The following is a 19,131-nucleotide window of genomic DNA, read 5'->3' on the forward strand; positions in this document are numbered from 1 at the left end:
GGAGGTGGTCCTTCCGGAGATGTCGGTGGGGAGGCTGGGGTCAGGCGGACTGGGTGGGGCGCCAGCGCAGGAGCCGGTGCTCGATGCGGTTGACCGCGAGATCGACGATCAGGACCACGATCATGAGGATGAACATCCCTGCGAAGACGCCCTTGGTGTCGAAGACGCCCTGTGCCTGGGCGATTGCGTAGCCGACGCCGGCCGAGGCGCCGAGGTACTCGCCGACCACGGCGCCCGTGATCGCGAAGCCGACGCTGATGTGGAGGCTCGAGAAGATCCACGTGAGCGCGCTCGGGATGAAGACGTGCCGCAGGAGCTGGCGCTCGGTGGCGCCCAGCATGCGGGCATTGTCGATGAGCACGCGGTCGACGCTCTTGACGCCCTCGAGGGTGTTGAAGAAGACGATGAAGAACACGAGGGTGAACCCGAAGGCGACCTTGGACCAGATCCCGAGGCCGAACCACAGGAGGAAGATCGGGGCGAGGACCACGCGCGGGAGGGCGTTGAACATCTGCAGGAACGGCTGGAACAGCCGCTCGAGGAAACCGATCCGGGCGAGCGCGAACCCGAGGAGCAGGCCGGCCGCGGCGCCGACGATGAAGGCCAGCAGGGACTCCTGGATGGTGACCCACAGGTGCGGGAACACGTAGCCGGAGGAGATCCAGAGCCACATCGTGGAGAAGATCTCCGACGGCCGCGGGAAGAAGAACTCGTCGATGACGTGGACCCGGACCAGCACCTCCCATGCCGCGAGCACCGCGACGGTCAGGCCCAGCTGGAGCAGCCGCATGGCGGGGGTCATCCGGGCACGGCCGCGGGCGGCGCGGCGCTGCCGCGCGGACTCGGTGCGGGGTGCGGCCCCCTGCCGGTTGACGTCGGCGACGGTCATTCCGCTCCCCCTCCCAGGGCCGAGGTCTGGTACGTCTTGGAGACCTCGATGCGCAGCCGCCCCCAGATCTCCCGGTGGAGCTCGATGAACTGCGGGTCGTCGCGGATCTCGAGGAGGTCCCTGGGTCTGGGAATGGTGATCTCGTACGAGCCCACCACGGTGCTGCCCGGCCCCGCGCCGAGGATGACGACCTCGTCGGAGAGGGCGATGGCCTCGTCCAGGTCGTGGGTGATGAAGACGACGGCCTTGCCGGACTCCTGCCAGAGGGCCAGGAGCTCGTTCTCCATGATCTGGCGGGTCTGCACGTCCAGCGCTGAGAACGGCTCGTCCATGAGCAGGATGTCCGGGTTCACGATCCACGCCTGCGCGACGGCGGTGCGCTTGCGCATGCCGCCGCTGAGCTGGTGGGGGTAGCGGTCGGCGAAGTCCTTGAGCCCCACCTTCTCGAGCCACCTCTGCGCCTCGGTCCGGGCCTCGGCCTTGCCGGCGCCGGCCATGGTGAGCCCGAGGCTGACGTTGTCGACCACCGTCTTCCACGGCAGGAGCGCGTCCTGCTGGAACATGTACGCCGCGCGCCGGTTCACGCCCTTGACGGGCTGGCCGAAGCTCTTCGCGGTCCCTTCCGAGGGGGCCAGGAGGCCTGCGGCCATGTTCAGGATGGTGGACTTGCCCGAGCCGGTGGGGCCGACCACGGACACGAAGCGTCCGGGCCGGACCTTCAGGCTGATGTCGCGCACCGCGACGTAGGTCTCTCCCCCCGGGGTCGTGAACTCCTTCGAGCAGCCCTCGAGGTCCACGGCATACTCGTCGAGCGCAGTCTGCTGATCCATCCCATTCCCCCCGGGCCCACCACATCGTGGGATCTAGTTCAGATTATGGGCCGACGATAACAGTGACCGGCGTCACGCTCAACCCCTCGCGGCCGAATCGACGGGCCCCCGGCCTCCCCCTACACTCAAGCCATGACCGACCGCGACACCGGGGCGACGCCGCTCCTGGTGCTGAAGAAGATCACGGCGATCCTGAGCTCCTTCTCGCTGGCGCGCCCTGAGCTGGGACTGGCCGAGATCCGTTCGATCACCGGCATCCCGCACTCGACCGTGCAGCGCCTCGTGGCGAACATGGCCCAGGAAGGGCTCCTGGACCGGCACGGCGACAAGTACCGGGTAGGCCTCCGGGTCGCGCACTGGGCCGCCCCCGCCACCCAGGGCCTCGACTACCTCGAGCTCATCACGCCCGTGCTGCAGCGGCTCCGGGACCAGCTCACCGAGACCGTGTGCGTCTTCAGGGCCTCCGAGCGCCAGCGGGTGTGCGTGGCACTGGCGGAGACCCGGCATATCCTCCGGCGCGCTGTCGAAGTGGGGAGCATCATGCCGCTCCACGTCGGATCGGCGGGCCGGGTCCTCCTCGCGTGGAGCCCGCAGCTCGCCGATGAGGTCTACGCGTCCGGGCTGAGCGCGATCACCGACCAGACGATCACCAGCCCGGACGAACTCAAGCGGGCGGTCGCTCAGACGCGGGCCGAGGGCTACGCCATCACCATCGGCGAGCGCGTCACGAGCGCGAGCGGCCTCTCCGCGCCCATCTTCGGCCCCCAGGCGGAACTCTTCGGTGCCCTCAGCGTCATGGGCCCCACCGCGCGGATGCCGCGGGACGTGTGCGAGTCCTGGGTCGAGCCCCTGCTCGCGGCCGCGGAGGAAGCCACCCGGCTCCTGGGCGGGAGGATCCCCGCCGCGGCCTAGGGTGGCCTCCTCTTTGGAGGCCGCCGGGGACTCAGGCGGGCGGGGCCGCCGACGGCGACTCCTCGCCGTCGTGCGCCGCGGCACCGGCCGAGCGGGTGCCAGCCGAGCGGGTCTTGGCCCGCCGCCGCACGAACGGGTAGACGACCAGCAGCAGCGCGAGCGCGCCGAGGCTCAGCCAGACCTGGGGTGCGGCGTCCGGGTCGAGGGCCATGAGGACCACGATGAGCCCGACTGCTGCCAGGACCACCGCGTTGAGCCACGGGTGCAGCCACATCTTCAGGGCAAGGCCGGCGCGCTCCTGGGCGCTCATCCGGTTGCGCAGGCGCCACTGCGTGAGCGCCACGAAGGCGTAGACGAAGAGGGCCACGCAGCCGGCGGAGTTCATGATGAAGTCGAAGACGTCCTTTGGCGCGGCGTAGTTCGCGGCGATCGCCCCGTAGCCCACCACCGTGGAGAGGAGGATGGCCTTCCACGGCACACCCGCCCCGTTCCGGTCCTCGACCCAGCGCGGGGCGTAGCCGTGCCGCGCGAGGGCGAACAGCATGCGCGAGCCCGAGTAGAGACCGGAGTTGAGCACCGAGAGCGCGGCGGTGAGCACCACGGCGTTCATGACCTGCTCGGCGCCGGGGAGCCCGAACCGGCCGAAGGCGAACGCGAACGGGCTGGCCTTCGCGGGGATTTCGTCCCAGGGGACCACCATGAGCAGGATTGCCACCGAGCCGACGTAGAAGAGCAGGATGCGCCAGACCACCGTGTTGGTCGACCGTGCCACGGCGCGGGCGGGCTGGTCGGACTCGGCGGCGGCCATGGTGACGATCTCGGTGCCGAAGTAGCTGAAGATGACGACGGCGACGCCGTTGAACACCGCCGTCCAGCCGTGCGGCATGAAGCCATGGTCCGTCAGGTGGGCGACCGAGCCGGTGGAGCCGGGGATGACGCCGAAGACGTAGAGTGCGCCCACTCCGAGGAACACCACGATGGTGATCACCTTGATCGATGCGAGCCAGAACTCCGTCTCCCCGAAGGAGCGCAGGGACATCAGGTTCGTGGCGGTGAAGACGAGCATGCCGGCGAGCGCGAACGTCCAGTCCGGCACCGCCGGGAACCACTCGTGGAAGATCCGGCCGACGACGACCGCCTCGAAGGCGACCACTCCGACCCAGAAGTACCAGTAGAGCCAGCCGATCGTGAACCCGGCCCAGTTGCCGAGCCCCTCTCGGGCGTACTCCATGAAGGAGCCGACGACGGGGCGGTTCGTGGACATCTCCCCGAGCATGCGCATCACGAGGACCACGAGCGCCCCGCCGATCGCGTACGAGAGCAGGGCGGCCGGGCCCACGCTGCGGATCACCGAGCCGGAGCCCACGAAGAGGCTCGCCCCAATGATGCCGCCGAGGGCGATCATCGTCAGGTGACGTGGCCTGAGGCTCGCGCGGCCGGACTCCGTTGTCCGGTCCGCACCCGCCTCCGCCTCTGGTCGGGTGGGCGCAGCCAAGTTGTCTGGTGCCTGCATGCGGATCTCCGTTCCATCCGGGGCGACCGGCGTGGCGCCGATCACAGTGCCCCGTCAGGATGCGCGAGCGGGCGGGCAGGCGCGATGGATGAACTGCACTGGGGAGCGGGACATCGCTGTGCGCTTCATCCTGCCTGCCCCGTCGCGGACCGGGGCCGCGCCCCGGAAGGCGCGGCCCCGGCGTCGTGCGTCCCGGCGGTGGGTGGGACTCAGGCCCTGCCCAGCCACGCCGAGGCCGCGACCACGAGCGCGGCGGTCCCCGCGGACAGCGTCGGCTGCAGGACGGGGGCGAACATCGGCGAGTGGTTCGCAGGCAGCGAGCTGACCGTCCCGTCGGCCTCGGCCGCCGCATACACCGCGGCATCGGTGCCGCCCACACCCCAGTAGGTGTAGGGCACACCGAGCGCGGTGGGGACGTCGCTGAAGTCCTCGCTGGCCGTCTGGCGGCCGAAGTCCTGGACCGTGCCGGCCGGGAAGAAGTCCTCGAACGCGGTGGTGATCCTCGCGGTCGCGTCGGCGTCGTTGTCCGTGAGCGGGTAGCTGTTGTAGATCTCGATCTCCGGCTCCTTGGGCGAGCCCGACGCCGCCGACTCGGCCTTCGCGATCCGCTCGATCGCGGCCAGGAGCTGGTCCCGGATGGGCTGGCTGTAGGTGCGGATGTTGAGCTCGAGGACGGCGTGGTCGTCGATGATGTTGCTCTTGGCGCCGACCGCGATCCTGCCCACCGTGAGGACGGCGAACTCCCCGGGCTGGACCTCGCGCGCCACGACGCCCTGGAGCCGCACCACGACCATGGAGGCCAGCACCGCAGGGTCGATGGACAGGTGCGGCATCGAGCCGTGGCTGCCGCGGCCGTAGAGCGTGATGCGGACGCTGTCCGCCATCGACAGGAACGGGCCCGGGTGCGGGCCCACCGTGCCCGCCGGATGCACGAGGACGTGCTGGGCGAGGGCGACGTCCGGCGTGGGGATCAGGCCGGCGAGCCCGCCGTCGACCATCGTCTTCGCACCGTCCCCGAGCTCCTCCGCGGGCTGGAACAGCGCGATGAGGGTCCCGGCCCAGGCGTCGCGCTGCTCGGCGAACAGCCTCGCCGCGCCGAGGAGGGTGCTGACGTGGACATCGTGGCCGCAGGCGTGCATCACCGGGGTCTGGTTGCCGGCGTCGTCGGTGGCGACGGCGGTGCTCGCGTAGTCGAGGCCGGTCGCCTCCTTGACCGGCAGGGCATCCATGTCCGCGCGGAGCAGGGCCGTGGGTCCGTCCCCGTTCGCGAGGACACCGACGACGCCGGTGCCGCCCACCTTGGAGTGGACCTCGTACCCCAGGCCGGTGAGCTGCTCGGCGACGATCCCCGAGGTGCGCTCCTCCTGGTGGCTCAGCTCGGGATGGACGTGGAAGTCCTTGTAGAGCGCCTCCTGCCAGTCGCGGAGTGCGTCCTGGCCGGACAGGATCCTTCGGGCGGATGCGGTGGAGGTCATGACGTGCTCCTTCGGTGATCCTTGAGGGGTGATCCTTGAGGTAGGGGCGAAGCTTACTTCCCTGTGCTGGAGTCTTCCCGGCCCTTCGGCACGGTCATCATGATCGAGGCGATCGCCACGACGACCATGAGCAGGTTGAAGACGAGCGCCACGACGGCCGCTTGACGCAGGTCGATGTTGTCGGTGCGGCCGTGGTTCGTCAGGACGTCGCCGACGAACTGGGCGCCCGTGCTGCCCAGCGCGGTGAACACCGCCAGGGAGATCGCGGCGCCGATCGCGCTGCCGAGCGAGGAGGCCATCTTGTAGATGCCGGAGCCGGTGCCGGCCTTGTCCGCGGGTAGGTTGGCCAGTGCCGCGTCCGTCGAGGGGGTGGCGTAGAAGGCGAGGCCGAGCCCGAACAGCGCGTACGCGACGATGGCGAACCACTGGTACTGGCCGAGCAGCAGGTTGGTCGGCATGAGCAGGATGACGGCGATGCCCACGATCCCGCTGCCCCAGATCATCGGCAGGCGCGGCCCGAACCGCTGCAGGAGCTTCTCGCCGACCCGGATGAAGGCGATGATGGTGACCGCGTAGCCCAAGGTGAGCAGGCCGGCGTCGGACGCCTTCATCCCGCCAGCCAGCTGCAGGAGCTGCTGCGTCACCAGGAGCATGCCGATGTTGCCGTTGAGCAGGAAGTTGGAGACGGTCGCGCCCGTGAAGGTGCGGTTCTTGAACAGCGCGAGGTCAATGAACGGGTTCGCGGACCGCCGCTCGAGCCCCACGAGCGCGATGATCCCGACGACGGCGACGACGAGCAGGCCGAGGGTGACCGGGCTCCCCCAGCCGATCTTCGAGCCGAAGATGAGCACGATCATCAGGGAGAGGATGGCGACGACGAAGACGAGGACGCCCGGCAGGTCGAACCTGCGCGGTCCGGCCTGGACGACCCTGCTCTCCGGCGTCCCCCACATGAGCATGATCGAGAGCGCGGAGACGACGATCGCGGCGATGAAGATCCACCGCCACCCGGCGAACGTGGCGACGTAGCCGCCCAGGATCGAGGCCAGCCCGGAGCCGCCCCACGAGCCGATCGACCACATCGACACGGCGCGCTGGCGGCCCGGACCGTCCCAGTACGTCTTCACGAGGGCCATGGTGGCCGGCATGATGCAGGCGGCCGAGAGGCCTTGGACCGCGCGGCCGGCGAGCATGAGCGGGAGTGCCACCGGACCCGCGGCGAACACGATCAGGAGGGCCCCGAGGATGCTCAGGCCGTTGCCGAGCAGGCTGATGCGGACCCTGCCGATCCGGTCCGCCAGGCCGCCGGCGATCACGATGAACATGCCCGAGAACAGCGCGGTGATCGACACGGCGAGGTTCATCGCGTCCGGTGAGATGAGCGGATGGTCCCAGACCTTCTTGGCAGGGTCCGAGTACGCCCCGTTGATCTCGTTCAGGACGTTCGGCGCCACAGTTCCCATTGAACCGGCGAACAGCCAGAAGGTGACGACGCCGAGCACAATGCCCAAGAGCAGCCTGTCGTTGCCTTGGAACGTCGTCCGGGCAGGGACGGGGGTGGTGCTTGCCATGACAGCTCCTCAGGGAAACCGACATCCATGTTTTAGTTGACTTTTCAACTATTGCACGGTGGTCCGGCGGCTCCCAGCGCGTTGCCGTCCCGTGCCAAGTCTGGTCCGTCACACAGCTGCTGGCTATGGGCCCGCCCCACTTAGGCCCTCAGGCTCGCAGCGCGAGCCAGAGGTGCGCGGCCACATCCGGGTCGTCGACGTCGACGCCGAGCAGCTCCCCGACGCGGGCCATCCGGTGGCGCACGGAGTTGCGGTGCACACCGAGCTCCCGGGCCGTGGCCTCCCAGTGGCCGCGGTGCTTCAGATAGGCGCGCACCGTGGGCAGCAGCTCCCCGCCCGCGCCCGCGAGCGCCTCCGCCCACTCGTCGGCGGGCAGCTCGAGCCCGTGCCCCACCCGGACCACCGTCCCGGCGGGGGTATGTCCGGCGGCCTCTGCCACCTGGGCTGCGATCTCCCGCACGCGCCGCAGCGGCACCGGGCCGCCCCAGGCCCCGTGCGCGCCGTCGGGAAGCGACGGCCTCGGCGCATCGGCCGCCAGGAGCACGTGCTGCAGGCCCCCATCCTCGGTGGCGAGCGCACCGGTCCGCAGTCTGTACCGACCCTGGCCCGGGACCAGCACCGCGAGGAACACCGACTCGGGCAGCGCGGCGCCCATCTGTCCCGCGAGGAGACGGGCGGCGTCGTCGTGCCCGGAGAGGACCAGGGCCACGAGCATGCCGTCCCCGCGGGCGCGCTCCTCCTCCGCCCGGCGCAGCCCCGCGGCCCGGTGGGCCAGGAGGGTCGACGCGGTGAGGAACAGGTGACGCTCGGCGGGGGCGAGCTGCCCACCGCGGCCCACGGCGAGGTAGGCGCCCGCCCCCGGCTCCACGGGGTACAGCGCGGCAGGGCCCGCCGCGAGCTGCACCGTCGCGGTGGCGCCCCGCCCCGCTGCGCGCAGCGCGGCCGCCTCCCGGCGCAGGTCATCGAGGAGGGCCGCGGTCGCACCGTCGGCCCCCGCGCACGAGGCCGCCCTGCCGTCTCCCGGCAGGTAGGCCACCCAGGTGCCCAGCGCGTGGGCGAGCTCGCGCACGATGGCGGGCTCGGCGTCGTCCCTCGAGGCCGCCCGCGTGAGGGCTACCTGGAGACCGAGCAGGGCGGTGAGCTCGGCCTCGCCACCGCGGCGGACGAGCTCCCAGTATGCGCGGGAGACGGCGAGGAACGGCGACTCGCGCGGGACGGTCAGCAGCGGCAGCCCTGCCTCCGCGCACGCGGTGCGCAGCTCGTCGGGCACCATGCTGTGCCCCGATCCGAGGCCCAGCCCGAGGGCAGCGACGCGGCCGGCCACGAGCCGCGCCACATAGGCGCGGGCCGCCTCGGCGCGCCCGGCGCCGTCCCGGCCGGCCAGCTGCATGCCGACCGTGAGCAGCAGTTCCCCGCCGTCGAGGAACACCGTGGGGTCCTCGAGCTCGGACACGTGCACGCCCGTGAGCTCCACGCGCGGCAGGGGCACGGGCCAATACGGGACCAGGTCGCCCCGGGCCGCGTCGGCGAGCTGGGCGAGCGTGATCATCGCCGCTGCTCCGGGGTCGCGGGCCCCGGTGTCCGTTCCTGCCCACCGTGGCCGGCCCGAACCGGCGTGTCGCGGCAGGACACGCCGGTGGGGAGCGCCGCTCGAGGGGCAAGGTGGGCAGGATGGCACGCGCTGGGCGGGATCACCGGCCTGAAGGCCGCGCTCGGGTGCCGCTGCGCCCTGGCCCCTCGCGCACCCCGTTGTGCATTCAGTCTCATGGGAACCAAGTATGGGCCAGAACGTCCAGAGACGTGCCCACGGCCCCCTCCCTACTGTGGTCTCAACCACATGAACTCAACGCCGGGAGGACCCATGACCGCCGCACCCGTTGCCCCCTCCGCCGATCCGGCCGCCGTCCCGCAGCGCGCCCGCCGCCTCGCCACCGAGTTGCCGGGCCCGCGCTCGCGCGAGCTCGAGGCCGAGCGCCGCCGCCACGTCACCGAGGGCTTCGGCATCACGCTGCCGGTGTTCATCGACCGGGCCGAGGGCGCGCTGCTCGTGGACGTGGACGGGAACCGGATCATCGACTTCGCCTCGGGCATCGCGGTGACGAGCGTGGGCGCAGCGAACCCGCGCGTGGCCGAGCGCGCAGCCGCCCAGCTGGCCCGCTTCACGCACACGTGCTTCATGGTCACGGAGTACTCCTCCTTCGTGGACGTGTGCCGCTGGCTCAACGAGCACACGCCGGGCGACTTCGACAAGCGCACCGCCCTCTTCTCGACGGGCGCGGAGGCGGTCGAGAACGCGGTCAAGGTCGCCCGTTCGGCGACCCGGCGCCCGAATGTCCTCGTCTTCGACGAGGCCTACCACGGCCGCACGCAGCTGACCATGGCCATGACCGCCAAGGAGAACCCGTACCGCCTCAACTTCGGCCCGCTCCCCGGCGCAGTGTTCCGGGGCCCGACGGCGCCCGCGCACCTGGCGCCTGCCGATCCTGCGGGGTCCACGGCGTACGTCGCCGAGGCCCTCGCGGGGGTCGAGGCGGTCCTCGCCGCGGCCGGGGCCGAGACATTCGCGGCGATGGTCGTCGAGCCCCTCCAGGGCGAGGGCGGCTTCGTGGTGCACGCGCCGGGCTTCCTGCCGGGGCTGCGCGAGATCGCGACGCGGCATGGGATCGTGCTCGTGGTCGACGAGATCCAGGCCGGCATGGGCCGCACGGGCGTGCTGTTCGCCTCCGAGCACGACGGCGTGGCCGGGGACATCACCCTCTCCGCCAAGGCCCTCGGCGCGGGCCTGCCCCTCTCGGCCGTCACCGGCCGCGCCGAGCTCATGAACGCCGTCCACCCGGGCGGCCTCGGCGGGACCTACGCGGGCAACCCGGTCGCGTGCGAGGCTGCGCTCGCCGTCTTCGAGCTCCTCGAGGACGGCTCGCTGCTCGCCGGGGCGCGGGCCGTCGAGGCCGCGGTGCGGGCGCGCTTCGAGCCGCTCCTCGCGCGCGACGGCGTGGCCTCCGTCCGCGGCCGCGGCGCCATGATGGCGGTCGAGTTCGCCGACGCCTCCGGCCCCCGCGCCGACATCGCGAAGGCCGCGGCCGCCGCGGCCAACGCCGCCGGGGTCCTGACCCTCACGTGCGGGACGCACGGCAACGTGATCCGGCTCCTTCCCCCGCTCGGCATCGAGCCCGAGGTCCTCGAGGAAGGCCTGGCAGTGCTCGAGGCCGCGATCCGCGGGGCGCTCTCGTGACCGCGGCCGAGGGGGGCGGCGCGGGCCGCGCCCCGGAGCCCGCGGTGACCGCGCCGGCGGGAGGCGGCCACGCGACGTCGTCCGCCCGAACCACAGCTGAAGGTGCCCCCACCTTCGGACAGGACCCCCGTCCGGAGCGCCGGGCAACGACCGAAGTGCAGGGCGTTTCCGCCGCGACCGCCCCGCTCGAGGGGGTGCTGGTCGCCGACTTCTCCCGGGTGCTCGCCGGGCCCCTCGCCACGATGACGCTCGCGGACCTGGGGGCGCGGGTGGTGAAGGTGGAGCGGCCCGGGTCCGGGGACGACACCCGGCACTGGGGGCCGCCGTTCTCCGAGACGGGCTCGACGTACTTCGAGAGCGTGAACCGGAACAAGGAGTCGGTCGAGCTGGACCTCGGCGATCCCGAAGGCCTCGCGCTCGCGCGGGAGCTCGCGCTGCGGGCCGACGTGCTCGTGGAGAACTTCAAGCCCGGCGGACTGGAGAGGCTCGGGCTCGGGTATGCCTCGCTCGCGGCGGAGAACCCGGGGCTGGTGTACGCGTCGATCTCCGGATTCGGCGCGGCGGGCGGGCGCGACCTCCCGGGGTACGACTTCATCGTCCAGGCCCTCGGCGGCCTCATGTCCATCACCGGTGCCCCGGACGGCTCGCCCGGGGCCGGCCCGATGAAGGCCGGCGTGGCGCTCGTGGACGTGCTCACCGCCAAGGACGCCACGATCGGCATCCTCGCGGCCCTCGCCGAACGGGCCCGGACCGGGCGGGGGCGGCGCGTGGAGGTGAACCTGCTCTCCTCGCTCCAGGGCGCGCTGGCGAACCAGGCCCAGGCGTACCTCGGTGCCGGCGTGGTGCCGCGCCGGATGGGCAACGAGCACCCCTCGATCGTGCCGTACCAGCTGCTCGCGACCGCCGACGCACCCCTCGCCGTCGCGGCTGGGAACGACGGGCAGTTCGCGCGGCTGTGCGACGCGGCCGGCGCCCCTGAGCTCGCCGAAGACCCGCGTTTCGCCACGAACAGGGCCCGGGTGGCCCACCGGGCCGAGCTCGTCCCGCTGCTCGAGGCCGGGCTCTCCAGTGCCTCCGCCGAGGTCTGGCAGGACAAGCTGACCGCGCTCGGCATCCCGTGCGGGCGCGTGGCCGACATCGGGGAGGGCCTCGAGTACGCCGAATCGCTCGGGCTGTCGCCCACGGTCGAGGTCTGCGACCGCAGCGGCGCCGCCGTGGGCCGGCAGGTGCGCCACCCCATCACCTGGACGCCGCCGCTGCCGCCGCGCATCCAGGCGCCGCCCGCGCTGGGCGCCGACACGGCCGACGTCGTCCGCTGGCTCCGCACCTGACTCCCCAACCCGACGGACCCGACTCCCCGACCCCGTGAGGGGTCCTTGGCGGCGGGTTGTGGGGTCTCTGGCAGTGACCAGAGACCCCGCAACCGCCCGCCAGAGACCCCACAACTCCTGAAAGGAACCCACCGCCATGACTGCCACCGCTAGCCTTTCGGGCATGGACACCGCCGCAGGCACCGCCAGCTCGCCCGACCGCGTCCCTGACCCCGCGGACCTGATCTCCTTCGACTCCCTCCTCACGCCCGAGGAACTCGCCCTGCGCGACACGGTCCGCGAGTTCGTCCGCGCGGAGATCAGGCCGAACATCGCCCGCTGGTACGAGGACGCGCACTTCCCGCTCGAGATCGTCCCCGAACTCGCCAAGCTGGGCCTGCTGGGCATGCACCTGCACGGGTACGGCTGCGCCGGCCGCTCGGCCGTCGAGTACGGCCTCGCCGGTGCCGAGCTCGAGGCCGGCGACTCCGGCCTGCGCACGTTCGTCTCCGTCCAGGGCTCCCTCGCCATGTCCGCCATCCACAAGCACGGCTCCGAGGCCCAGAAGCAGGAATGGCTGCCGCAGATGGCCGCCGGCGAGGCGATCGGCTGCTTCGGCCTCACCGAGCCCACCGCCGGCTCCGACCCCGGATCCATGACCACCTTCGCCCGCCGCGACGGCGAGAGCCCCACCGCGGACTGGGTCCTCACCGGCACCAAGCGCTGGATCGGCCTCGCGAACGTGGCCAAGGTCGCCGTCGTCTGGGCCATGACCGACGCCGGCGTGCGCGGCTTCGTGGTCCCCACCGCGACCCCCGGCTACACCGCCACCCCGATCCAGCCCAAGCTCTCGATGCGCGCCTCCATCCAGTGCGAGATCGAGCTCGACGAGGTCCGCCTCCCCCACGACGCGGTCCTGCCCAACGTCACCGGGCTCAAGGGCCCGTTCTCGTGCCTGAACGAAGCCCGCTACGGCATCATCTGGGGCGCCATGGGCGCCGCCCGCGATGCGTTCGAGGATGCCCTCGCCTACTCCAAGGAGCGCCTCCAGTTCGGCCGACCGCTCGCCGGCTACCAGCTCACCCAGGCCAAGCTCGTGGACATGGCACTGGAGATCAACAAGGGCTTCCTCCTCGCCCTCCACCTCGGCCGGCTCAAGGACGCCGGGAAGCTCGCCCACCACCAGATCTCCGTCGGCAAGCTCAACAACTGCCGCGAGGCCATCGAGATCTGCCGCGAGGCCCGCACCATCCTCGGCGGCAACGGCATCACCCTCGAGCACTCGCCCCTGCGCCACGCCAACAACCTCGAGTCGGTGCGCACCTACGAGGGCACCGACGAGGTCCATACCCTCATCCTCGGCCAGCAGCTCACCGGAGAGGCGGCCTTCCGGTGAGCGCGGGCACGGACACGGCGCACGACGGAGCTCTGGCCACCCCGGGGGCGGCACTCCCCGTCCCGCTGCGCCTCCTGATCGGCGGCGCGTGGGTCGCGGGCGACGGCGCGCCGCTCGCCTCTCGCAACCCGGCCCGCCCGGACGAGGTCGTCGCCGAGGGCACCCAGGCCGTGCCCGCCGACGTCGACCGCGCGGTCCGCGCGGCCCGCGCCACCGCCCGCGAGTGGGCCCGCACCCCGATCCACGCCCGCGGCGCCGTCCTGGCCCGCGCGGCGGCCGCGCTCGAGGAGCGCGCGGACCAGCTCGGCCTCGAGCTCGCGCGCGAGGAGGGCAAGACGCTCGCCGAGGGCACCGGGGAGGTGCTGCGCGCGGCGCAGATCCTGCGCTACTACGCGGGCGAGGGCGACCGCGTGGCCGGCGAGCACTTCGCGTCCCCGCGCCGCGGCGAACGGATCCTCGTGACCCGCAGGCCCCTCGGCGTCGTCGGGATCGTGACCCCCTTCAACTTCCCCATCGCCATCCCGGCCTGGAAGATCGCGCCGGCGCTCGTCTACGGGAACACGGTGGTCTGGAAGCCGGCCTCGACCGTGCCGCTGCTCGCGATGCGGCTCGCCGAGGCGCTCGACGGCGCCGGCCTGCCCGCCGGGACGCTCAACCTCCTGATCGGGCCCGGCGCCCTGGGCACGGCGCTCGTGCGGCAGCCCGGACTCGACGGGCTCTCCTTCACCGGCTCCACCGGGGTGGGCCGCATGCTCGCCGGTGAGGCCGCCTCCCGAGGGGTGCCGTTCCAGGGCGAGATGGGCGGGAAGAACGCCGCGATCGTCCTCGCCGACGCCGACCTCGACCTCGCCGCGGAGCAGGTGCTCTTCGGCGCGTTCCGCTCGAGCGGTCAGAAGTGCACCGCGACGTCCCGGCTCATCGTCGCCGACGAGGTCGCGGACGAGTTCCTCGCACTCCTGACGGCCCGGCTCGACGCGTGGCGCCTGGGCGATCCCACCGACCCGTCCGTGCACATGGGCCCGCTCGTCACCCCGGCCGCGGCCGAGGGAGTGCGGGCAGCGATCGCCGCCGCCGAGGCCGAGGGGGCGCGGGTCGCCTACTGTGGCCCCTCCCCCACCGCGTCCGACGGCGGGGACGCGCCGTCCGCGTTCGTCCCGCCGACAGTCCTCGAGGTCGGCGCCGGCTCCCCGGTCGGCGACCATGCGGCGGCCGGCGAGCGGCCGGCGTCCTGCGTCCCGTGCGGGAACACGGCATGGCGCGAGGAGCTGTTCGGCCCGGTGCTCGCGATGCGCCGCGCGGCCTCGACGGAGGAGGCGTTCGCGCTCGCCGAGGACTCGGAGTTCGGGCTGTCCGCGGCGCTGTTCACGCGGGGCATCGCCACGGCGCTCGAGGCGGTCGACGCACTCGATGTGGGCATCCTGCACGTCAACTCGGAGTCGGCGGGGGCTGACCCGCATGTGCCCTTCGGCGGGGCTAAGAAGTCCGGGTACGGGCCCAAGGAGCAGGGCGCGGCGGCGCGGGAGTTCTTCACCCACACCACCACGGTCTACCTGCGGGGGTAGGGCTCAGGCGGCCGTCGTCCTCCTCCGCCGCCGGAGGATGACGGCGCGCCCCGCCAGCCCGACGGCGAACATCACCACGCCCGCGACCACCGCCTGCCATGGCAGGGTCGCGACGAGGACGAGGCAGCCGATCGCCCCGAGGACGTTGAGGGTGCGCGGCCAGCGGCGGTCCGCGGCCGGCTGGGTGAAGGCGGAGGCGTTCGCGACCGCGTAGTACACCAGCACGCCGAAGGACGAGAAGCCGATGACCCCGCGCAGGTCCGTGGTCAGGACGAGGAGGCTGACCACCACGGCGAGGGCCAGCTCGGCGTGGTGCGGGACCCGGTGCACGGGGTGGACCGCGCCGAGCCACGCGGGGAGGTCGCGCTCGCGGGCCATCGCGAGGCTGGTGCGCCCGATCCCGGCGATGAGCGCGAGCAGCGCTCCGAGGCTCGCGACTGCGCCGCCGATGCGCACCACGGGACCGAGCCCGTCCAGGCCCACGGCGTGGGCGGCGTCGGCCAACGGCGCGGAGGAACCGGCGAGGACGCCCGGGTCGGCCGCGGCGAGCGCCGTGACGCCGACGATCGCGTAGACCACGACCGCGATCCCCAGCGCGAGCGGGATGGCCCGGGGAATCGTGGTCCTAGGGTCGCGGACCTCCTCCCCCATGGTGGCGATGCGGGCATAGCCGGCGAAGGCGAAGAACAGCAGGCCCGCGGCCTGCAGCACGCCGTAGACCCCGCCGGAGCCCGCGGGCTGGTCCGCCGCGAGGGTTCCCGGGCCCGCGTGGCCGCTCGCCCAGAGCCCGACGACGAGCACGGCCAGGGCAGCGAGGGTGATGGTGACGAGGACGCGCGTGAGCTGGGCGGTCCGGGTCACGCCGCGGTAGTTCAGCCCCGCGAGGGCGAGGACTGCGGCCACCGCGACGAGCCGCTGGATCCACCCGGACCCGGGGACCGACGCGGGCACCGCGTAGCTCGCGAAGGTCAGGGCCATCGCCGCGCACGAGGCCGTCTTGCCGACCACGAACCCCCACCCGGCGGTGAACCCCCACCACGGGCCGAGTCGCTCGCGGCCGTAGACGTAGGTGCCGCCCGAGGTCGGGTAGGCGGCGGCCAGCTGGGCGGACGCCGTCGCGTTGCAGTACGCGACGAACGCCGCGATCGCGAGGCCCACGAGCAGCCACGAACCGGCCGCGCGGGAGGCGGGGCCGAACGCGGCGAACACCCCCGCACCGATCATGGAGCCGAGGCCGATCACCACGGCATCGAACAGCCCGAGCCTCCGGGCGAGCTGGGGTTTGGTCACGGGAACACTCTAACGAGCGGAGACAAGGCCGATCGGCGGCTGGTTTCGACTCCGCTCAACCACCGGAGGTCCCGCCGCCGGCGCGCTCAGTCCCCGCCGAACGCGGCCTCGACCTCGTGCGGGTCGACGTCCTCGATCCTGGCCGGGTTCCACCGGGGCGCGCCATCCTTGTCGACCAGGAGCGCCCGGATGCCCTCGCGCATGTCGCCGCGGGCCACGAGCGCCGCGCCGAGCTGGAGGTCCTGGGCGAGCACGTCGACCACGTCCATGACGGCCGCACGCCGCAGCGCCTCGAGCGTGACCACGGCGGAGAACGGGCAGACGGAACGGACCGCCTCCTCGGCAGCGCGGGCACCCTCGTGCCCCTCGGCGGCGAGCTCGACGAGCCGGTCCAGGATCGTCTGGGCGTCGTCGCCGGCATAGGCCTCGTCCACCCAGTCCCGCTCGGCGGCGAGCGGTGCCTCGGAGGCCGGCAGCGCGAGCGAGCGCACGGCGTCGTGCGCGATGGTGAGCGCCGTCTCCTCGGATACCTCAGGGGCGCCGAGCCTTGCGTCCAGGAGGTCCAGGAGCCCGCCGAGCCGCTCGGAGGGCACGAGGTGGTCGGCCCAGCCGAGGTACACGGCGTCGGCGCCGGTCGCGGTCGAGGAGGTGAGCGCGAGGTGGGTTCCGAGCTCGCCCGGGGCGCGGGCGAGCAGCGCGGCCATGCCGACGTCCGGGGTGAACCCGATCCGCGTCTCGGGCATCGCCACGGACGTCCGCTCGGTCACGACCCGCACCGAGCCGTGGGCCGAGATGCCGAGACCGCCGCCCATCGTGATGCCGTCCATGAGCGCCACGTACGGCTTCGGGTACGCCGCGATGAGGGCGTTGAGGCGGTATTCGTCCGCCCAGAACCCGACGGCCGCCTCGTCGGGGCCGTCCCGCAGGGCGCGGACGTCCCCGCCCGCGCAGAGCCCGCGGCCCTCGCCGCGCACGACGACGGCACGCACCCCGGGCTCCTCGGCCCACCGCTCGAGGGCGTCCTCCATCGCCAGGACCATGTCCCGGTCGAGGGAGTTGAGGGCGCGGGCCCTGTCCAGGGTGAGGATGCCCAAGGCTCCCCGGGTCTCGGCGCGGACGTACTCGCTGGTGGGAAGGTGCTGCTCGGCCATGGGCGCTCCTCCTGGTGGACGTGGCTTCTCGAACGGACGGATGTGGCCCCTCAGCGCGCGGGGGTGACTCCTCGCGGCGACGGACGCGGCTCCTCGACGACAGGAGCGGTGGCGGCGGGCTGCCGGCTGCGGGTCCGGGGCGCGTCGCGGCAGGCCGCGACGAAGGCGCCCATGATGGCCTCGAGCTGGCCGGGCGCGGCGCGGACGGTCTGGGGATCCTCCGGGTGCCACTGGACGGCGACGAGCCAGACGTCGGGGTCCGCCGCCTCGACCGCCTCGATCACGCCGTCGGATGCGGTGGCGCTCACGCGCAGGCCGGCCCCGAGCACCGCAGCGGCCTGGTGGTGGCCCGAGACCACCCTGGCCCGGTCGCCGAGCACGCCGGCGAGGCGGGTTCCGGGCTCGATCGCCACGTCGTGGAGGACCATCGGTCCGGTCGGGTCGGCCTGGTTGAGGTGCATCCCGGGGGCGCCGTCCACAGTGGTCCGGGGCAGGTCCTCGTGCAGGGAACCGCCGAGCACCACATTGACCAGCTGCAGCCCCCGGCAGATGCCGAGGACCGGACGGGCGGCGGCGAGGGCGCCGCGCACGAGGTGCGCCTCGGCGGCGTCCGCGGCGCGGTCCACCCCGTCGATCGTCGGGTGTGCGGCGTCCCCGCCGTACAGGGCCGGGTCCACGTCGCCGCCGCCCATGACCACGACGCCGTCGAAGTCCTCGGCCGCTGGCAGGGCGCCGGCGGCCGCGTCGAGCACGACGGCCCGTGCCCCGGCGGCCTCCAGCGCGGCGGCCGCGCTCGCGGTGAGGCCCGCGAGTTCGGCGTGGAACCACGGCTCGTGCGAGGGTGCGCTGTCCGCCCAGGTCACCGCCACCCGCGGGGCCCCGACGGCCGGCGCGCTCATGCGCCGCCGGCCGCGGGATCAGCCGGGTAGAGCGGGTTGTGGCCGGCGGCAACGCGCTCGGCCTCGGGCGGCGGCCCGGGCGGGGTGCCGTCGCCGAAGGGCCGGCCGCCGAGTTCCTCGCGGCCGTGCGGGCTGAGCCAGTTCGACAGGTCCGGACCCTCGGGGACGATCCCGGTCGGATTGATGTCCTCGTGGACGATGTAGTAATGCTGCTTGATCTGCACGAAGTCGATCGTGTCGCCGAAACCGGGCGTCTGGAACAGGTCCCGGGCGTAGCCCCACAGGGCCGGCATCTCGGTGAGCTTGTTCCGGTTGCACTTGAAGTGGCCGTGGTACACGGGGTCGAAGCGCGCGAGGGTGGTGAAGAGGCGCACATCGGCCTCGGTGATGGTGTCCCCGACGAGGTAGCGCTGGCGGCTGAGGCGGTCCTCGAGCCAGTCCATGGCGTCCCACAGGCGGGCGTACGCGCGGTTGTAGGAGGCCTGGGACCCGGCGAAGCCGCAGCGGTAGACGCCGTTGTTGACGTCCTTGAAGACCCGCGCGTTGACCTCGTCGATCTCGGCGCGGAGGGCCTCGGGGTACAGGTCCGGGGCGCCCTTGCGGTGGAACGCGGTCCACTCGAGCTCGAAGTCGAGGGTGATCTGCGGGTAGTCGTTGGTGACGACGGCCCCGCTGGAGACGTCCACGATCGCGGGGACGGTGATGCCGCGGGGGTAGTCCGGGAAGCGCCGGAAGTAGGCCTCCTGGAGCCGCTCGATGCCGAGGACGGGGTCCCGGCCGTCAGGGTCGAGGTCGAAGGTCCACGAGCGTGAATCATGGGTCGGCCCCGGGAGGCCGAGCGAGATCACGTCCTCGAGGCCGAGCAGCCGGCGCACGATCACGGTCCGGTTGGCCCACGGGCAGGCGCGGGCGGCGACGAGGCGGTAGCGGCCGCTCTCGGCCGGCCAGGCCTTCGCGCCGTCCGGCGCGGGACTGCCGGGCGGGAACTCGCCGTCCCGCGTGACGCGGTCCTCGATGTAGCTCGTGTCCCGGGTGAACTCCTCGCCCGTGTGCACGTAGGCGCCCCTGGTGCTGAATGCTTCGCTGCCGGCCATGCCGCCA

At 72.8% G+C, this 19,131-nt stretch carries 15 protein-coding genes; 5 read left to right on the forward strand and 10 right to left on the reverse strand.

Annotation, left to right across the window (positions count from 1 at the left end; genetic code table 11):
* Window positions 1-40 precede the first annotated feature (40 nt).
* Together J2W20_RS09965 and J2W20_RS09970 are read right to left on the reverse strand one after the other, a co-directional pair.
* Complete coding sequence (locus tag J2W20_RS09965; RefSeq protein WP_307006403.1) at window positions 41-889, reverse strand: ABC transporter permease; 849 nt, start codon at window positions 887-889, stop codon at window positions 41-43.
* Complete coding sequence (locus J2W20_RS09970; RefSeq protein WP_307006404.1) at window positions 886-1,719, reverse strand: ABC transporter ATP-binding protein; 834 nt, start codon at window positions 1,717-1,719, stop codon at window positions 886-888. The genes J2W20_RS09965 and J2W20_RS09970 overlap by 4 nt, the downstream gene beginning before the upstream one ends.
* A 132-nt stretch (window positions 1,720-1,851) precedes the next feature.
* On the opposite strand from J2W20_RS09970, the gene J2W20_RS09975 reads away from it, so the two are divergent.
* Window positions 1,852-2,631, forward strand: coding sequence for an IclR family transcriptional regulator (locus tag J2W20_RS09975; RefSeq protein WP_307006406.1), 780 nt, complete (start codon window positions 1,852-1,854; stop codon window positions 2,629-2,631).
* A 31-nt stretch (window positions 2,632-2,662) separates the two neighbouring features.
* On the opposite strand, the gene J2W20_RS09980 is transcribed toward J2W20_RS09975, so the two are convergent.
* The 4 genes from J2W20_RS09980 to J2W20_RS09995 form a co-directional block, all read right to left on the reverse strand.
* Window positions 2,663-4,144 carry an amino acid permease gene (locus J2W20_RS09980; RefSeq protein WP_307006407.1) on the reverse strand — a complete coding sequence of 494 codons (1,482 nt, stop codon included), beginning with the start codon at window positions 4,142-4,144 and terminating at the stop codon, window positions 2,663-2,665.
* Between the two features lie 209 nt (window positions 4,145-4,353).
* A complete protein-coding gene (locus J2W20_RS09985) occupies window positions 4,354-5,619 on the reverse strand; it encodes an amidohydrolase (protein ID WP_307006408.1) in 1,266 nt (421 codons plus the stop codon).
* Between the two features lie 53 nt (window positions 5,620-5,672).
* The gene (locus J2W20_RS09990) at window positions 5,673-7,190 is read right to left on the reverse strand and encodes an MFS transporter (RefSeq protein WP_307006409.1); all 1,518 of its coding nucleotides are present in this window, start codon (window positions 7,188-7,190) and stop codon (window positions 5,673-5,675) included.
* A 148-nt stretch (window positions 7,191-7,338) separates the two neighbouring features.
* Window positions 7,339-8,739 carry a PucR family transcriptional regulator gene (locus tag J2W20_RS09995; protein WP_307006410.1) on the reverse strand — a complete coding sequence of 467 codons (1,401 nt, stop codon included), beginning with the start codon at window positions 8,737-8,739 and terminating at the stop codon, window positions 7,339-7,341.
* Between the two features lie 312 nt (window positions 8,740-9,051).
* On the opposite strand from J2W20_RS09995, the gene J2W20_RS10000 reads away from it, so the two are divergent.
* The 4 genes from J2W20_RS10000 (at window position 9,052) to J2W20_RS10015 (ending at window position 14,690) form a co-directional block, all read left to right on the forward strand.
* On the forward strand, window positions 9,052-10,422 hold the full coding sequence (locus J2W20_RS10000) for an aminotransferase class III-fold pyridoxal phosphate-dependent enzyme (protein WP_307006411.1): 1,371 nt from the start codon (window positions 9,052-9,054) through the stop codon (window positions 10,420-10,422).
* Between the two features lie 155 nt (window positions 10,423-10,577).
* Window positions 10,578-11,753 (forward strand): CaiB/BaiF CoA transferase family protein, encoded by a 1,176-nt coding sequence (locus J2W20_RS10005; RefSeq protein WP_307006412.1) that lies wholly within the window; start codon window positions 10,578-10,580, stop codon window positions 11,751-11,753.
* Between the two features lie 163 nt (window positions 11,754-11,916).
* Window positions 11,917-13,128 carry an acyl-CoA dehydrogenase family protein gene (locus J2W20_RS10010; protein ID WP_307006613.1) on the forward strand — a complete coding sequence of 404 codons (1,212 nt, stop codon included), beginning with the start codon at window positions 11,917-11,919 and terminating at the stop codon, window positions 13,126-13,128.
* The gene (locus tag J2W20_RS10015) at window positions 13,125-14,690 is read left to right on the forward strand and encodes an aldehyde dehydrogenase family protein (RefSeq protein ID WP_307006413.1); all 1,566 of its coding nucleotides are present in this window, start codon (window positions 13,125-13,127) and stop codon (window positions 14,688-14,690) included. Before J2W20_RS10010 ends, J2W20_RS10015 begins: the two co-directional genes overlap by 4 nt.
* Window positions 14,691-14,693: 3 nt before the next feature.
* Here the strand turns inward: J2W20_RS10015 and J2W20_RS10020 are convergent, their stop codons facing one another.
* From J2W20_RS10020 to J2W20_RS10035, 4 genes are all read right to left on the reverse strand, one after another.
* Window positions 14,694-15,980: an APC family permease gene (locus tag J2W20_RS10020; RefSeq protein ID WP_307006414.1), complete on the reverse strand. Its 1,287-nt coding sequence runs from the start codon at window positions 15,978-15,980 to the stop codon at window positions 14,694-14,696.
* A gap of 86 nt (window positions 15,981-16,066) precedes the next feature.
* On the reverse strand, window positions 16,067-17,131 hold the full coding sequence (locus tag J2W20_RS10025; protein WP_307006415.1) for an enoyl-CoA hydratase/isomerase family protein: 1,065 nt from the start codon (window positions 17,129-17,131) through the stop codon (window positions 16,067-16,069).
* A gap of 50 nt (window positions 17,132-17,181) precedes the next feature.
* Complete coding sequence (locus tag J2W20_RS10030) at window positions 17,182-18,030, reverse strand: gamma-glutamyl-gamma-aminobutyrate hydrolase family protein (protein WP_307006416.1); 849 nt, start codon at window positions 18,028-18,030, stop codon at window positions 17,182-17,184.
* Window positions 18,027-19,124 (reverse strand): glutathione S-transferase family protein, encoded by a 1,098-nt coding sequence (locus tag J2W20_RS10035; protein ID WP_307006417.1) that lies wholly within the window; start codon window positions 19,122-19,124, stop codon window positions 18,027-18,029. The genes J2W20_RS10030 and J2W20_RS10035 overlap by 4 nt, the downstream gene beginning before the upstream one ends.
* Between the last annotated feature and the right edge of the window lie 7 nt (window positions 19,125-19,131).

Origin of the sequence: Sinomonas atrocyanea (genome assembly GCF_030812675.1) — a bacterium.
Taxonomy (GTDB): Bacteria; Actinomycetota; Actinomycetes; order Actinomycetales; family Micrococcaceae; genus Sinomonas; species Sinomonas atrocyanea_B.